Source organism: Shewanella benthica KT99 (genome assembly GCF_000172075.1).
Lineage (GTDB): Bacteria > Pseudomonadota > Gammaproteobacteria > Enterobacterales > Shewanellaceae > Shewanella > Shewanella benthica_A.
Window position 1 is genome coordinate 1 of record NZ_ABIC01000060.1, and the last position, 16,714, is coordinate 16,714.

Annotated in this window: 13 protein-coding genes and 2 tRNA genes; 1 reads left to right on the forward strand and 14 read right to left on the reverse strand. The window is 46.0% G+C overall.

Annotated features, from left to right (window positions below; translation table 11 throughout):
* From KT99_RS18065 to pnp, 5 genes are all read right to left on the reverse strand, one after another.
* Positions 1-736 (reverse strand): NupC/NupG family nucleoside CNT transporter (locus KT99_RS18065; RefSeq protein WP_005502992.1); only part of this gene is annotated, 736 nt, incomplete at its 3' end.
* 161 nt (positions 737-897) lie between these two features.
* Positions 898-1,686 (reverse strand): TatD family hydrolase, encoded by a 789-nt coding sequence (locus KT99_RS18070; RefSeq protein WP_232504328.1) that lies wholly within the window; start codon positions 1,684-1,686, stop codon positions 898-900.
* A 203-nt stretch (positions 1,687-1,889) separates the two neighbouring features.
* Positions 1,890-3,470 (reverse strand): peptide chain release factor 3, encoded by a 1,581-nt coding sequence (gene prfC, locus KT99_RS18075; protein WP_005502996.1) that lies wholly within the window; start codon positions 3,468-3,470, stop codon positions 1,890-1,892.
* A gap of 172 nt (positions 3,471-3,642) precedes the next feature.
* Entirely contained in the window at positions 3,643-4,533 is an 891-nt protein-coding gene (nlpI, locus tag KT99_RS18080) for a lipoprotein NlpI (protein ID WP_005502998.1), read from the reverse strand.
* A 240-nt stretch (positions 4,534-4,773) separates the two neighbouring features.
* Positions 4,774-6,882 (reverse strand): polyribonucleotide nucleotidyltransferase, encoded by a 2,109-nt coding sequence (pnp, locus tag KT99_RS18085; RefSeq protein WP_005503000.1) that lies wholly within the window; start codon positions 6,880-6,882, stop codon positions 4,774-4,776.
* A 195-nt stretch (positions 6,883-7,077) separates the two neighbouring features.
* Here pnp and KT99_RS18090 point away from each other — a divergent pair, with 195 nt between their 5' ends.
* Positions 7,078-9,111, forward strand: coding sequence for an EAL domain-containing protein (locus KT99_RS18090; RefSeq protein ID WP_040572190.1), 2,034 nt, complete (start codon positions 7,078-7,080; stop codon positions 9,109-9,111).
* 100 nt (positions 9,112-9,211) lie between these two features.
* Here KT99_RS18090 and rpsO read toward each other — a convergent pair whose 3' ends face one another.
* The 9 genes from rpsO to secG all read right to left on the reverse strand — a co-directional run bounded on the left by rpsO (position 9,212) and on the right by secG (position 16,640).
* The gene (gene rpsO, locus KT99_RS18095) at positions 9,212-9,481 is read right to left on the reverse strand and encodes a 30S ribosomal protein S15 (protein WP_005503004.1); all 270 of its coding nucleotides are present in this window, start codon (positions 9,479-9,481) and stop codon (positions 9,212-9,214) included.
* 129 nt (positions 9,482-9,610) lie between these two features.
* Positions 9,611-10,573, reverse strand: a complete 963-nt coding sequence (gene truB / locus KT99_RS18100; RefSeq protein WP_005503006.1) for a tRNA pseudouridine(55) synthase TruB — start codon at positions 10,571-10,573, stop codon at positions 9,611-9,613.
* Positions 10,573-10,995 (reverse strand): 30S ribosome-binding factor RbfA, encoded by a 423-nt coding sequence (rbfA, locus tag KT99_RS18105; RefSeq protein ID WP_005503007.1) that lies wholly within the window; start codon positions 10,993-10,995, stop codon positions 10,573-10,575. Before rbfA ends, truB begins: the two co-directional genes overlap by 1 nt.
* Positions 10,996-11,072: 77 nt before the next feature.
* Positions 11,073-13,751, reverse strand: a complete 2,679-nt coding sequence (gene infB / locus KT99_RS18110) for a translation initiation factor IF-2 (protein WP_005503009.1) — start codon at positions 13,749-13,751, stop codon at positions 11,073-11,075.
* 26 nt (positions 13,752-13,777) lie between these two features.
* The gene (nusA, locus tag KT99_RS18115) at positions 13,778-15,277 is read right to left on the reverse strand and encodes a transcription termination factor NusA (RefSeq protein ID WP_005503011.1); all 1,500 of its coding nucleotides are present in this window, start codon (positions 15,275-15,277) and stop codon (positions 13,778-13,780) included.
* Between the two features lie 28 nt (positions 15,278-15,305).
* Complete coding sequence (gene rimP / locus KT99_RS18120) at positions 15,306-15,761, reverse strand: ribosome maturation factor RimP (protein ID WP_005503013.1); 456 nt, start codon at positions 15,759-15,761, stop codon at positions 15,306-15,308.
* 161 nt (positions 15,762-15,922) lie between these two features.
* A tRNA-Met gene (locus tag KT99_RS18125) sits at positions 15,923-15,999 on the reverse strand.
* A 100-nt stretch (positions 16,000-16,099) separates the two neighbouring features.
* Positions 16,100-16,186 (reverse strand) — tRNA-Leu (locus KT99_RS18130).
* Between the two features lie 133 nt (positions 16,187-16,319).
* Positions 16,320-16,640 carry a preprotein translocase subunit SecG gene (gene secG / locus KT99_RS18135; RefSeq protein ID WP_005503016.1) on the reverse strand — a complete coding sequence of 107 codons (321 nt, stop codon included), beginning with the start codon at positions 16,638-16,640 and terminating at the stop codon, positions 16,320-16,322.
* Between the last annotated feature and the right edge of the window lie 74 nt (positions 16,641-16,714).

A 16,714-nucleotide genomic window follows, 5' to 3' on the forward strand; every position in this document is an offset into this window, starting at 1 on the left:
GCTGCGTCGATACGTTAGCAGGCTTGTCGGTGTCTTCTGGCAAGTCGTCCATTTCGTTTTTAGTATCTTCAGTCTCTGGATGCATAAGCTTGGCCATCATCAGACCACCAGGCGCCGCCATAAATGACGCTGCAACCAAATACTCAATCTTAACGCCCATGCCAGCGTAGCCAGCAAGTACCGCACCAGCGATAGAAGCCAGACCACCTACCATGATAGCGAAAAGCTCTGAGTTAGTCATAGTCGCGATAAACGGACGAACAACTAGAGGAGCTTCAGTTTGGCCGACGAAGATGTTTGCCGTAGCAGCCATAGACTCGGTACGGCTTGTGCCTAGTGCTTTTTGCAATCCACCACCGATGAACTTGATGACAAGTTGCATGATGCCTACGTAGTAAAGCACTGCGATTAAAGAAGAGAAGAAGACAATGACAGGTAGAACGCGAATAGCGAAGACGAAGCCTACACCGTTGGCGAACATAGCGTCAGTACCCAGACCACCGAAGAGGAAGTCGATACCCGCTTGAGAGTAACCAATGACATTGGCTACGCCCATTGAAACGCCACCGAGCACTTCTTGACCAATTGGAACATAAAGAACGAAGCCACCCAAAGCGGCTTGAAGCGCTAACGCACCACCAACTGTACGGTAGTTTATTGACTTCTTACTATTGGAGAGTAAGAAAGCAATTGTAAGTAAGGTGACCACCCCTACTAAACTCATGAAAATTTCCATTAACCATCACCCTATTGTTAATATTTTTTAATTATGTTGTTAACCAACCTTTTTCGAGGTCGATTATACCCGAGCAATAGTTCAAAAGTGTCGTTTCGATCAAGTTTATGAAGTTTAATTTCAGCACCTTGGTCACAACTTACGATGCGATGCACATCTGTTTAAATTAAAATTAATTTAAGGTCAAAGAGTTGCACCGTATTTCTAAATGCATGTTCTGAAATCAGAACACTGGTTTTTTTATGTAAAGTTGCTATTTCTGCGATGATTGACTGTAAAATAAGGGGGGTATTGCGTGATTCTGCTGCATTTCGAGGTGTCATAGCAGGAGAATCTGTCTCGATTAACACGCTATCGTGGGGAAGTTGAGCGACACAGGTTCTCAGTTTTCTGGCACTCGGATTTAAAATTAAGCCACCGATCCCCAGCTTAAAACCTAGCTTAATGTACTCGCTGGCGATTGCTAAGCTGCCATAGAAGCCATGGATCACTCCGCCCCTAGGCAGAGAGTAGCGTTTCAACATAGCCAACATCTCACTATGAGCCTTAACCACATGCAAGATAACCGGCAGGTTTAGCTGCTGTGCCATAGAGAGTTGCGCCTGCAGGGCAATGATTTGTCCGTGCCAATTATCTTTATGTATCTTATCCAGACCGCACTCACCGATGGCGACCAAGTATGGGTCTTCTATATAGCTATTGAGTTTATCGGTTAATAGGTCCAAGGCCTGTTGAGGATTGTCTGCACAAAACCAAGGATGAATGCCTAGGCCATAGGGGCATGAGTACCGCTTTGCTACATCCAGTTGCTTGCTCCAGCGCTCGGGGCTGACTCCTGGGATGATAGCCGTTTCTATGCCAGCCTGAGCCATAGACTCGAAGAGTTCGTCACGGTCGGTATCAAACAAGGCGTGGTCCAGATGTGCATGGCTATCGAGTATTCGCATCATCGGCATTATTCGCTCATTAAATAAATTTAATTTAATCATACCAAAATTGACTTTTGGCTTTTGGATTTTTTAAAAATGCGGGTTACAAACCTTCCTACAACAAGCCATCTAGGTATAATAATTGATCCAATAAAAAGCCCCAACCTTTCGAATGGGGCTTAAGCAAAAATATCAGAGTACAGGGTGCCGAACGTTATTTTAGATTAATTCTCACGAGTCTTGGCAAACTGAATGTCAGGATAGCGCTCCATAGACAGATTAAGGTTAACCATAGTCGGGGCGATATAGGTCAGGTTATTGCCACCATCCAAGGCTAAGTTAGCGCTGCACTTGCGTCTGAACTCGTCCAGTTTCTTCTCATCGTCACAATACACCCAACGGGCTGTGGCAACATGGATGGCTTCATAGATGGCTTCGACCTTATATTCACTCTTCAATCGGCCAACAACCACTTCAAACTGAAGTACACCAACAGCACCAACGATAAGATCGTTCGAATCTATGGGTCTGAATACCTGCACGGCTCCCTCTTCGGCAAGCTGAACTAAGCCTTTAAGTAGCTGCTTCTGTTTCAACGGATCTTTTAGACGGATACGACGGAACATCTCAGGAGCAAAGTTAGGTATGCCGGTGAAACGCAACTTCTCACCTTGGGTAAATGTATCGCCAATACGCATGGTGCCGTGGTTATGCAGGCCAATAATATCGCCTGGATATGCCACTATGGCGCGATGACGGTCGCCAGCCATAAAGGTCAGTGCATCACTGACATTGACATCTTTACCTAGACGAACATGGTGCATTTTCATGCCCTGCTCATACTTACCTGAACAGATCCGCATAAATGCGACTCTATCTCTGTGTCTGGGGTCCATGTTTGCTTGGATCTTAAACACGAAGCCAGAGAACTTCTCCTCTTGCGGCAGCACCTCTCTCGCCTCGGTTTTACGAGGCTGAGGTGTAGGAGCCCATTCGACCATGCCATCGAGCATATGATCGACACCAAAGTTACCCAATGCCGTACCGAAGAATACCGGCGTAAGCTCTCCCTTGAGGAACATCTCGAGATCAAACTCAGTCGCAGCGCCCAGAACCAACTCTAACTCTTCGCGCACTTCGTCGGCATAGGCGCCGATAGCTTCATCAAGCTCAGGGTTATCCAGCCCCTTGATGATCTTAGAGTCCTGAATGGTATGCCCCTGACCACTCTGGTATAAAATCACCTCATCACGCAGCAGATGGTAAACACCTTTAAACTCTTTACCTGAGCCTATCGGCCAGGTAATGGGTGCACAAGCAATATTCAGGACATCTTCGACCTCGTCCATCAGCTCTAATGGATCGCGAATATCGCGGTCTAATTTGTTCATGAAAGTGACGATAGGCGTGTCACGCAGGCGCGTGACTTCCATTAGCTTAATCGTTCTTTGCTCTACACCTTTTGCCGAGTCGATAACCATCAGACAGGAATCGACAGCTGTCAGGGTACGATAGGTATCTTCGGAGAAATCTTCGTGACCCGGAGTATCGAGCAGATTGATTAACGTGTCTTTATAGGGAAACTGCATGACAGACGTGGTGATCGAGATACCACGCTCTTTCTCCATCTCCATCCAGTCAGACTTGGCATATTGGCCTGACTTCTTGCCTTTTACGGTTCCGGCCTTCTGTAAGGCATTACCGAACAAGAGTACTTTTTCGGTAATGGTGGTTTTACCCGCATCCGGGTGAGAGATAATGGCGAAAGTGCGACGTTTGCCGACCTCAACTGTATTGGCTGACATGGTAACCTGCAGATTGATGATGTACTAAAAAGGCAGCAATTATAGCGCCAAGCGTGAAAATTAGCTAGATGACTCATCCCAGAGTCTGTATTTTAATATAGGCAACAAAAATGCCATCCCATTGAGATGGCATTCGTCTGTTAATAAGGCTTGAGCTGAATGATTGACTCTATTATTGCTCTTGATGCATCAGCATATTTAGCTTGGCCAACTCGATTCGCGCATATCTATGCTCGACAAAGTCATAGATATTTGTCGCCAGGGCCAGCCTGAAATAATTTGCCGCATCGCTATACTGACCTTGCTCTTGGGCTATCTTAGCAAGATAAAAGTAGGCTTCACATAGACGTTCCGCATATTCATTGGGGTGAGAAAGCCCCACCTTAGCCGCAGCAAACACCTCTGCCCTGGATTTTTCACCCAGATAAAAACCCACCAGTACACTCGACCAGGCATTTGGCGCAAGCTCTGGTTGGCTCATTGCCAAATTAGCCTTGGCTTGCTGAGGATCCTGAGCACTTTGTGTCAGGTATAACCATAAGGCACGGTAGCCATCTTTAGGATCCAATGCATAGAATGATTGCATATCGGCAACCGCTAACGCGTAACGCTCACCATAATAGAGGGCGATACCACGATTTAAGTATGCATAATCATATTCGGGTGACAGCTCCAGCACAGCATCGAAGGCTTCATATGCACTCTCGAACTGACCTTCCTGGGTATAATAGATGCCGATGAAGTTATAGGCATCGGCGAGATCAGGCTGAAATTTCAATGCTTGATGAAAATCGATTCGGCTCAAAATCCGCAAACCTACACTGTCATAAATGACACCCCGGTCGTAATGGAATCGTGCTTTTTGCTTTTGAGTTAAATCAGCTGAGGATAAAATTTCATTTAACTTGGCAAGGGTTATTTCCAGCTTATAATCGGGCATGACCGGCTCAACCATCACCTTACCTTGCTCGCTGCCACCGGACTGAGTCGACACACATCCGGTCAGGAAAAGACTCATACCAGCCAAAACAGCGATTGCAGTGGTGCGAATTTTTTGATTCATCCATTTAACCCTTTGAGTTCAACTATGAAGCTAATCATAGCAATCCCCTATCGCTACTGCTATCAGGGATTTAAATTTTTCTCAATTCATTCAGCTTATTGATAGTAAAAAGCAATAGTTTACAAAAAATAAAGTCAAGCATAGAGAGATATCTGCAAATTATTCTCTAAAACAAAACCAAATCAGCGGCAACAAAAAAGGAGACCCTGAGGTCTCCTTTATTAATTCACTAAATAGTGATTACTCGGCAGCAGGTGCTGACTCGGCTTTAGGCTGCGCTTCTTTCATAGAAAGACGTACGCGACCCTGACGATCAACTTCCATCACCTTAACTTTGACTTCTTGGCCAGTCTGTAGGTAATCAGAAACGTTAGCAACACGCTCTTCAGCGATCTGAGAGATGTGAACCAAACCATCTTTACCAGGCAAGATTGTCACGAAGGCACCAAAATCAACGATACGAACAACCTTACCGTTATAGATCGTACCGACTTCGACTTCGGCAGTGATCTCTTCGATACGACGGATAGCTTCTTTAGTCGCTTCGCTGTTAGAAGAAGCGATCTTAACTGTACCGTCATCTTCTAGCTCGATAGTCGTTCCAGTCTCTTCTGTAAGCGCACGGATTGTCGCGCCACCTTTACCAATCACATCACGGATCTTTTCAGGGTTGATCTTGATGATGGTAATACGTGGTGCGTGAGCTGAAATATCGTCACGATGTGTACCAATAGCCTGGTCCATCACGTTAAGGATATGAACTCGAGCGCCATAAGCTTGCTGAAGTGCGATCTGCATGATCTCTTGCGTGATGCCTTCGATCTTGATATCCATCTGCAGTGCAGTGATACCGTCACGAGTGCCAGCAACTTTGAAGTCCATATCACCTAAGTGATCTTCATCACCTAAAATGTCAGAAAGAACGACGAAATCGTCACCCTCTTTAACTAGACCCATAGCGATACCGGCAACAGACGTCTTGATTGGCACACCCGCATCCATTAATGCAAGAGAAGTACCACATACTGTGGCCATAGAGCTTGAACCGTTTGATTCAGTGATCTCTGATACTACGCGAATGCTGTATGGGAATTCTTCTGCAGAAGGCATAACCGCTTTCATACCACGCCAAGCTAGCTTACCGTGACCAATTTCACGACGCTTAGGCGAACCAACAAAACCCGTCTCACCAACACAGTAAGGAGGGAAGTTGTAGTGCAGCATAAAGCGGTTAGTGTATTCGCCCATGATGCTGTCAACTTTCTGTGCATCACGCTCGGTACCTAGAGTACAAGTCACTAGTGCTTGAGTCTCACCACGGGTAAATATCGCGCTACCGTGAGTACGTGGAAGTACACCGGCCATCACGTTAAGACCACGAACCATATCTGGCTCACGACCATCGATACGAGGCTTACCCGCTAGGATGCGACCACGTACGACTTGCTTCTCAACGCTACTTAATATCTTACCGACTTCACGTAAGTCGACATCCGCATTTTCTGCAACGAGTTTCTCGATAGCGTCACTCTTAAGTGCATTAACCGCGTCACGACGTTCACTCTTATCAGCGATCTGGTATGCAGCTGAGAATTTTTCTTCTGCAAGCGCCTTAATTTTAGCGACCAAATCTTCATCAGATACAGGTGCAGTCCAATCCCATGCAGGCTTACCCGCTTCAGCTTTAAGCTCCTTGATGGCAGTGATCACAACTTGCTGTTGCTCGTGACCATAGGCGACGCTGCCTAGCATCACTTCTTCTGCTAATGAGGCGGCTTCAGACTCCACCATCAATACTGCGCCTTCAGTACCTGCGACAATTAGGTCTAGGTCACTCTCGGCTAACTGACTAACTTCAGGGTTAAGAATATATTCGCCGTTGATGTAACCAACGCGTGCCACACCCAGTGGACCATTGAATGGCAGGCCTGAGATAGCTAGGGCTGCAGAAGTACCTATCATAGAGATAACATCAGGATTGATTTCAGGATCCACAGAAACCACTGTGATAATTACCTGAACTTCATTCTTGAAGCCATTAGGGAATAGAGGACGAATGGGACGGTCGATAAGACGTGCAATCAGCGTTTCACTCTCAGATGGACGACCTTCACGCTTAAAGAAACCACCAGGGATCTTACCGGCAGCGTAAGTTCTTTCCTGATAATTCACTGTGAGAGGGAAAAAGTCGCGACCTGGCTCTTCGTCTTTCTTTCCTACCACAGTAACCAAGACTGTAGTATCACCCATACTTGCTAAAACGGCAGCATCTGCTTGACGCGCAATAACCCCAGTCTCTAATGTGATTGTGTGCTGACCATACTCAAAACTCTTTACGATTGGATTCACGTGAACCATTCCTTAAATTTAATTATCTTAATTACGCGTGTAAGTATACTTCATCTCTATTCAAGAGATAAAGGGCACAGATTGATGACAAAGCCGAAACTTTTCTCTAAAGTGAATATTATTAGGATTATTTTGTTATTGAATGCCTAAATAGTTCCGTTTCTAATATCAGTTCACTGATTAATGGATGAGTTAATGACTGCTAGCTTTAAATCACTTACATGGAAACAAACCAGCCTTGTCGTTTTTTCGGCACTCTTCTTCGCTGTCGCCATTTTCATCGTCGAAATTGCCTTAGTCGGTGTTACCACTAGGGATGAACTTAAAGCGTCGCAGAAAGAGTTGTTAGACTCGGTAGAGCAACCCGCATCGAACGCAGTCTGGGCATTGGACGATAACCTAGCTAAACAAACCATAGAGGGGGTGTTAAAAGTCGCCCATGTGGGTTCCGCAATTATCGAACTCGATGACGGTTCCATGTTTGTCTCAGTCGCCTCACCTATCTCTTCACCCAATATGTTTGATCAATTAAGTAAAAAACTCTTTGGCGATCTCAGAGAGATCTCGCGAAGCCTTTATCGACCCTTTGATTTTAAAGACAGTGAGAAACAACAGCTCATAGGGACATTAACCATCTTCTATGACACTCAGGAACTCACAGATTCACTCTTTTCACAACTCAGATTCAGTTTAATCGCAACCTTGATCCGTGCGCTACTGATTACTCTAGTGCTGTCGATTGTTTTTCATCGTTTCTTGACCAAACCCATCGCCGAGATCAGTGAGGCAATTGACAAGATCGATCCTGAATCACCCGATAAGAACTTACTGCCGGTATCTAAGGCTCACATGAATGATGAGCTAGGTCTGGTTACATCAAAATTTAACCAGATACTTATTCAGTTCGGGCAGACCCAGAGTAAACTGAGAAAGATGGCGACTCGAGACCCACTCACGGGTTTACCTAACCGCACCCTGCTACTGGAAACCATAGCAGTTACCATTCAAAGAGCCCGCGCACATAAACAGCAATTTTGCATGTTATTTATCGACCTAGACAGGTTTAAAAATATCAACGATTCTTTGGGTCACGCCATAGGAGACCAATTTCTTACCCGAATAGCTCGAGTTCTCGAACGCGTCGTGGCAGATAAAGGCACTGTGGCTCGCCTAGGGGGAGATGAATTCGTGATATTAGCCGATGAAATACGCAGCCCGGATCAGGCAGCCGATTTTGTTGAGCACATGCTTTTTCAATTGAACACACCAATGCAACTCAACGACCACACCATTCATCCGGCGGCATCGGTTGGGATCTCAATCTATCCCGATGACGGTATGAGTGCCGAAGATCTGCTCCGCCATGCGGATATCGCCATGTATAGCGCAAAGGCTGCGGGCTCGAATCAATGGGCCTTCTTCAAACAACAGATGACAGAGCGTGCTGCTGTTAGGCTACGAACCGAAGCTTCCCTTCATGATGCACTGAAGAATAATGAATTTGTGCTACATTACCAGCCCAAACTCGATATCAATACAGGAAAAGTGGTTGCCTGCGAGGCTCTTATTCGTTGGCAGAAAGATGGCCGCCTGATAAGTCCCATGTCCTTTATCCCGGTAGCCGAAGAAACCGGAATCATCATTCCCATAGGTCGCTGGGTCATAGAGCAGGCATGTAAGACTATCAAGGAGTGGCAAAAAAAGTATAATTTTGCCCTACCGATTGCAGTTAATGTGGCTTCACAGCAATTTGAAGATCCGAGTCTGGTTCCAGACATAAAACAGCTCTCCCTCAGGTACCAGATAAGACCTGAGCTGTTAGAGATAGAGATAACCGAAACGTCCTTGATGAATGACATAGAGAAAGCCATTGTCAAGTTGGAGCAGCTAAAATCGGCTGGATTCGGTATCGCGGTGGATGATTTCGGTACAGGTTACTCATCATTATCTTATCTACGCCACCTTCCCATTACCACCATGAAAATCGATCGTTGCTTCGTTACCGACCTCCCCCAGGAGAGTGCCATAGCCTCAACCATCCTAATGTTAGGTAAACAACTTAAGCTCAATATCGTCGCGGAAGGAATAGAAAACCAAGAGCAGTTGGATTGGCTCAAAGCCAATGATTGTCAGATGGGGCAAGGTTTCTTCTTCAGTAAACCTCTGTCTCAACATGATTTTGAAGAAAAATATATCAAACCGCATACAGCGACTATCAGTCAGATATAATCATAAGTCCCTAGGCCCTAGGAACTTTGCTTTCGCCTTCTTTTTTACAGGCAATAAAAAAGGAGGTCTAAGCCTCCTTTTCCAGATTTAATCGTTAAAATTAACGACGTAGACCTAGCTTCTTGATGAGTTCCTGGTAACGAACATTTTCAGTACGCTTTAGGTATGCAAGAAGTTTACGACGTGTGCTGACCATACGCAGTAGACCACGACGAGAGTGATGATCGTGGATGTGCTGCTTGAAATGGCCCTGTAGATGGTTAATCTGAGCAGTTAAAAGAGCAACCTGAACTTCAGATGAACCAGTATCGTTTTCACAACGACCGAAATCAGCCAGGATTTTTGCAGTTTGTTCAGCATTTAGTGACATTTTGTCTCTCCAAATAATGCATTAATAAATCTTTAGCCAATCACTAACTCAGCTAAAGGAGCGCGGCATTTTACCTATTCCCGGCGGGTTACGCAACCAGCAAAGTAAAATAACTGCAAAAAGGTAACGTTAAGTGGTTTCTACGCCATCTCTCAGTACGATGAGGCGCTTAGGTGCCAGCAGGCCATCATCATTGATTGAGCCCATACCGACAAACTGATGCTCTTCACCGATAGTGATCCGCACCAGCTCGCCCTCGTCTAACTCGCAGCCTCCTGGATTTTGAACCGGATTTCCGTTCATCAGATAAGGTTTGACACTGTCGGCTAAGTTGATTTCTTGAAACTTACTGACCGCAGTGTCCATAGGCAACAATAACTCATCCAGCATCGCTTTAGGATCCACACCTTCGGCCTCAGCTTTTTCAACCATCTCATTTAGCTGAGTTAAGCTTACGATGCGATCATAAGGATAATCTGCAACTTGAGTACGCCTAAGCATGATCACATGAGCACCGCAGCCCAACATCTCACCGAGATCATCTGTGATAGTACGAATGTAAGTCCCCTTAGAACAATGAATATCTAAGGTCAACTCATCGCCTTCTAAAGAGATGAAATTCAATTCAAAAACTGTGATGGGTCTGGCTTCCCTGGGCACTTCAATGCCTTCACGAGCATACTTATACAGGGGCTGGCCCTTATGCTTAAGTGCCGAGAACATCGAAGGCACCTGCATAGTCTTTCCACGGAAATAATCCAGAGACTCCAGCAGTAACTCTTGACTGAAATTCAGCGGACGAGTCTGTACCACTTCACCATCGGAATCACTGGTATCGGTACGTACACCAAGTTTAGCCGTGACCAGATATCGCTTATCCGCATCCAGAAGATGCTGAGAAAACTTAGTCGCTTCACCCAGGCATATGGGTAACATGCCTGTGGCTAATGGATCTAAGGCGCCAGTATGACCCGCTTTATTGGCATCGAAAAGCCGCTTTACCCTTTGCAGGGCAAAGTTTGAGCTCATTCCTGTCTCTTTATCTAAGAGCAAGATCCCATCAATGAAGCGACCACGCTGACGACGCCCCATTAATCCTCACCTTGCAGGTCGTTATCTTCACTTTGTTCATCACGCTTGGCTTTTTTCTGCTTAGCTTCATCGTTATGAATGACGCGCGTCACTAGGTTGGACATGCGCATGCCTTCAACCAAGGATGCATCATAGATGAACCTAAGTTCTGGCATCACTCGCAATTTCATGCGGCCCGCGACCAAAGAACGTATGTAGCCAGCAGCACTACTGAGTGCTTCGAGCTTCTGTGCCACTATCTTCTCATCTTCTTCGAAGAAGGTGACAAACACCTTGGCATAACTAAGATCACGAGATACTTCCACATCATTGACCGTTACCATGCCTACACGAGGATCTTTGATATCACGGTGTAATACTTGCGCTAACTCTTGTTGTAACTGTTGCCCGATACGGCGTGTACGACTAAATTCTTTTGCCATAATATTTGGCCTTAATATTTTATTCTGCTGTTTGCAGCTATAAATAAAAAGGGCGGCTTTCGCCGCCCTATTACGCTTTACGCTTCTAAGGAGCGAGCAATCTCGATGGTTTCGAAGACCTCTATCTGATCGCCTACTCTGACGTCATTATAGTTCTTCACACCGATACCACATTCCATACCGTTACGTACGTCTGCCACATCATCTTTGAAACGACGCAGTGATTCTAGCTCACCTTCGTAGATAACGATGTTTTCACGTAGTACGCGGATAGGAGCGCTCTTCTTGATGGTACCTTCAATCACCATACAACCGGCGATTGAGCCAATCTTAGGAGACTTAAATACATCACGAACTTCAGCAAGGCCGATAATCACTTGCTTGAACTCAGGAGCTAATAGGCCGCTCATCGCGTCTCTAACTTCATCGATCAAGTTGTAGATGACACTATAGTAGCGAAGATCGACGTTTTCGCTGTCGATAACCCTACGCGCTTGTGCATCGGCACGAATGTTGAAACCTATCATGATGGCGTTAGAAGCCGATGCTAATGTCGCATCAGTTTCGGTTAAACCACCGACACCGCGTGCGATAATATTAACCTTAACTTCATCGGTAGACAGCTTGTTAAGCGAGTCAGCGATAGCCTCGAGTGAACCTTGTACATCGGCCTTAAGCACGATATTGAGTTCCTCTACTACGCCTTCGGTCATGTTAGCGAACATGTTCTCAAGCTTAGCCTTCTGCTGACGTGCTAGCTTCACATCGCGGAACTTGCCTTGACGATACAGAGCAACTTCACGAGCCTTACGCTCATCACGTACGACAGTCGCTTCATCACCAGCAGCAGGAACACCCGAAAGACCAAGAATCTCTACAGGGAACGAGGGACCCGCTTCCTTAATAGTCTGGCCATTTTCATCACGCATGGCACGGACTTTACCGTACTCAAGGCCACAAAGAACGATATCACCTTGCTTAAGTGTACCTTCTTGTACCAGAACGGTAGCAACCGGACCACGGCCTTTATCTAGCTTAGATTCGATGACGACACCAGCGGCCATACAATCTTTGATCGCTTTAAGCTCGAGAACTTCAGCTTCAAGCAAAATGGCTTCTAACAGTTCATCGATGCCTTGACCAGTCTTAGCCGAAACGCTAACAAACATGTTGTTGCCGCCCCAATCTTCAGACATGATGCCGTGCTGAGAAAGCTCACTCTTAACACGCTCTGCATCCGCATCAGGCTTATCCATCTTGTTGACTGCAACAATCAGAGGCACTTTACCGGCCTTTGCATGTTGAATCGCTTCGATAGTCTGTGGCATAACACCATCATCGGCTGCAACAACCAAGATAACGATATCGGTCGCCTTGGCACCACGAGCACGCATAGCCGTAAACGCCGCGTGACCAGGAGTATCTAAGAAGGTGATCATGCCATTAGCTGTTTCAACATGGTATGCACCGATATGCTGAGTAATACCACCGGCTTCTCCGGCAGCGACTTTAGCATTACGAATATAATCCAGCAAGGAGGTCTTACCATGGTCGACGTGACCCATGATAGTCACTACTGGCGCACGAGATACGGCTTCGACATTGCCATCGCGATCAGCAAGCACCTGGTGCTCGAGTTCGTTCTCGCGAGTCAGTGTGACCTTATGACCCATCTCTTCGGCGACTAGCTGAGCGGTTTCCTGATCTAGCACCTGGTTGATAGTAACCATGGAGCCCATCTTCATCATGGTCTTGATGATTTCAGTCGCCTTCACTGCCATCTTCTGAGCGAGCTCAGACACTGAAACCGTTTCACCTATGCTGACATCGGCTTTAACTACAACTACAGGCTTAGTGAACGCATGGTCCATAGACTCAGGCGCTACACTACGTGCATTACGTGAGTTACGCCCGCCACGTGAGTTGCGTGAGTTACGGTTGTCTCTGCCACCACGACGCTTGCCTTTACCTGTGCTAGCAGGAGTTGACGTCGGCGCCTTGCGAGGACGACGATCGCGCTTCTCAGCATTTGCATCGGCAGTATCTTCGGCTGCACGAGCTTCTGTTGAAGTGGTGATATGATGATCACCAGTCTTCTCAGCCTCTTTACGCTGCTTCTCTTCTTCGGCCCAACGCGTTGAGTTATCTTCAGCTAGCTTACGCGCAGCTTCGGCTGCCGCATTCGCTTCTTCGTCAGCCTTAGATTTAGCCGCCTGATCTTGAGCAGATTGCAGCTTGTCAGACTCAGCTTTGGCAGCTTTTTCTTCTGCCGTTTGAGCTACTGGCTTAGCTTTTTCAGCCGCTGCCGCTTTGGCTTTTTCTTTCGCTTCTTCGGCCACTTTTGATTTCTCTTGGGCTAGTGCATCGGCTGCCGACTTTGCATCTGCATCGGATTTAGCCTTAGCTTCCATTTCTGCAGCAGCTTGATTTTCTTGCTCAGCTTTAGCCGCAGCTTCTGCTGCCGGATCGCGCTTCACAAAGGTACGCTTCTTACGTACTTCAACTTTGACATCTTTAGTGTCACGGCCAGAGCCTACACTTAAAGTTGAAACTGATTTACGCTGCAGCGTCATCTTAGTTGGAGTAGCATCGCCACCATGTTGCTTCTTTAAAAAGTCCAGCAATTGCTGTTTCTCAGATTCAGAAACTGTATCTGATTTACTTTTTTTAATACCAGCATCAGATAGCTGCTCGACTAATCTGTCTGCAGTTTTTCCTATTTCGCTGGCCAGTTTTTCTACTGTTGTATCTGCCATATGTTCAATCCCCTCTGTTGAGCGAGTTATTCTTCGTCGCCAAACCAACAGATATTGCGGGCTGCCATGATGAGCTCACCAGCCTTTTCTTCTGTCAATTCTTCAATATCGATCAAGTCATCAATGCCTTGCTCGGCTAAATTTTCAAGTGTTATCACACCTTTACTTGCAAAAACGAAAGCCAGATGTTTGTCCAGCCCTTCCAGTGCAAGCAGGTCTTCACTTGGTGCTGCACCGTCCAGTGCTTCTTCTGTTGCCAATGCTCGAGTCGAAATTGCCGCTTTAGCACGTTCTCTCAATGCTTCGACAGTATCTTCATCAAAACCATCGATCTCCATCAGTTCGGCAGCTGGAACATAAGCCACCTCTTCCAATGAAGTAAATCCTTCATCTGCAAGTACCTGAGCAAAATCTTCATCAACTTCTAAAGATGCAACAAACAGGCTGACGACTTTTGCACTTTCAGCCTGATGTTTTTTCTGCAGATCTTCTACAGTCATCACGTTCAACTCCCAACCAGAGAGTTGAGCGGCTAAGCGGACGTTCTGACCATTACGGCCAATCGCCTGAGCCAAGCTGTCTGCTTCTACTGCGATATCCATAGAATGGCTATCTTCATCAACAACGATAGAAGCCACCTCAGCAGGTGCCATGGCATTGATCACGAACTGAGCTGGGTTATCATCCCAAAGCACGATATCGACGCGCTCACCATTTAGCTCGTTGGATACGGCTTGAACTCGAGCACCACGCATACCAACACAGGCACCGATAGGATCGATTCTACGGTCATTCGACTTAACCGCAATCTTAGCCCGTGAACCTGGATCACGAGCCGCACCCATGATTTCAATCATCTCATCGGCAATTTCCGGCACTTCTATGCGGAAAAGTTCGATAAGCATTTCGGACTTAGTGCGAGTCATGAACAGTTGTGCACCACGAGCTTCAGGACGAACCGAGAACAGTAAGGCACGAATTCTATCGCCTGGACGGAAGTTCTCACGTGAAATTAGGTCTTCTTTGAACAGAACGGCATCGGCATTACCACCAAGATCGACAACCACACTCTCACGGTTACTCTTCTTCACGATACCTGTGATCAACTCACCTTCACGGTCCTTAAACAGCTCAACGACTTGAGCTCGCTCGGCTTCACGTACCTTCTGCACGATAACCTGCTTGGCTGTCTGTGTGGTGATACGATCGAACGTGACAGACTCCATATCGTCTTCGACATAATCACCAACTTGGAGTTCTGGATCTTCATACTGAGCCGCTTCTAGTGTTATTTCACCATAAGGGTTCTCTAGTGGTTCACCTGTATCTTCTACAACTTGCCAGCGACGGAAAGTTTCATAAGCACCGGTCTTGCGATCGATTTCGACGCGAACTTCGATCTCACCTACGTGCTTCTTTTTTGTTGCTGTGGCTAAAGCAATTTCCAGCGCTTCGAAAATCTTCTCGCGAGGAACACCTTTCTCATTTGAAACCGCCTCAGCGACTAGCAAAATCTCTTTATTCATCCTCTTGCCTCGTTGATTTTTGAATCCATCAAAACTTAGCGATTAGGTTGCCTCTGCGGATATTATCCAAGGCAATAATCAGTTCGTTACCATCTACAGAAAGCGTGAGCGTCTGCCCCTCGACCCCAATAACGGTACCTTTTAAATTACGACTACCCCCAACAGGCATAGTCAGTTGAATTTTTACAGTCTCATCGATGTAGCTCCCATACTGTTCAGCACTGAACAGAGGTCTGTCTACACCGGGAGAAGAAACTTCTAATGTAAATTCGGTTGAAATGGGATCCTCAACATCGAGAACAGCACTTATCTGGCGACTGGTTTCGGCACAATCTTCGATAAAAATACCGTTATCATTATCGATATACACTCTAAGTATTGAATGCTTGCCAGCTTGGATATATTCCAAGCCCCACAGTCTATGCCCCAATGCTTCAACTGGAGATGAAAGCATCTCTTCCAGTTTTTTTTCTATAGTAGCCAAGGTTACCCCCCGAAAAACAAAAAAGGGCTAAATAGCCCAGATACAACACTGCATAAGCAGCATTTTATAAGTTACAGATAACAAAAAACCCCGTAATGACGAGGTCGTTGAATTTAAAACCTGTAACCAATATTAGACTATTATGCCTGATATTAGGAAGCTGGTTGCGGGGACCGGATTTGAACCGATGACCTTCGGGTTATGAGCCCGACGAGCTACCAAACTGCTCCACCCCGCGTCAACTGCTGCAAGTATATTGAGTAATCTCATAACTTGCAATAACAAAGCGAATAAGCTTTCACTTTATTACTCTCGACTTCAAAATTGAAATCAAAAGTTGGTGCGGATGGGGGGACTTGAACCCCCACGAGCTTACGCTCACCAGCCCCTCAAGCTGGCGTGTCTACCAATTCCACCACATCCGCATGTGACTGACCATTTTTACATCTTGGTTTAGATGTTTATCACAAACTGGCGTGTCTAATTATTATCAAGACACCACCATATCCGCATGTGACTTTCACCTATCTGACTAATTGAGGCTAGTCGCAGATTGTCTTAATCAGGAATCTTATCTTCCGTCTGTTGTACTTCTTCACTAACTTGATCAACAACCTGTGCAGCATCGTTAGATAGGTCATTCCAAGCATCTTCTGATCTAGTATGATTGGCACTTAAATTGCCAATAATCAAACTGAGAGCGAAGAAGCCAATTGCTAATACAGCGGTAGAACGAGTTAAAAAATTACCCGCACCAGATGACCCAAAAAGAGTAGCCGAAGCACCAGCACCGAAAGATGCTCCCATGTCAGCACCTTTACCTTGTTGAATCAGAATCAGTCCAACTAGACCAATCGCAACCAACAAGTAAACAACCATTAGAACTTCTTACATATTATGCGCTCATCGCTATGGAACATAAACTTAAAAACTCGGTGAATTAAGCTCACGCC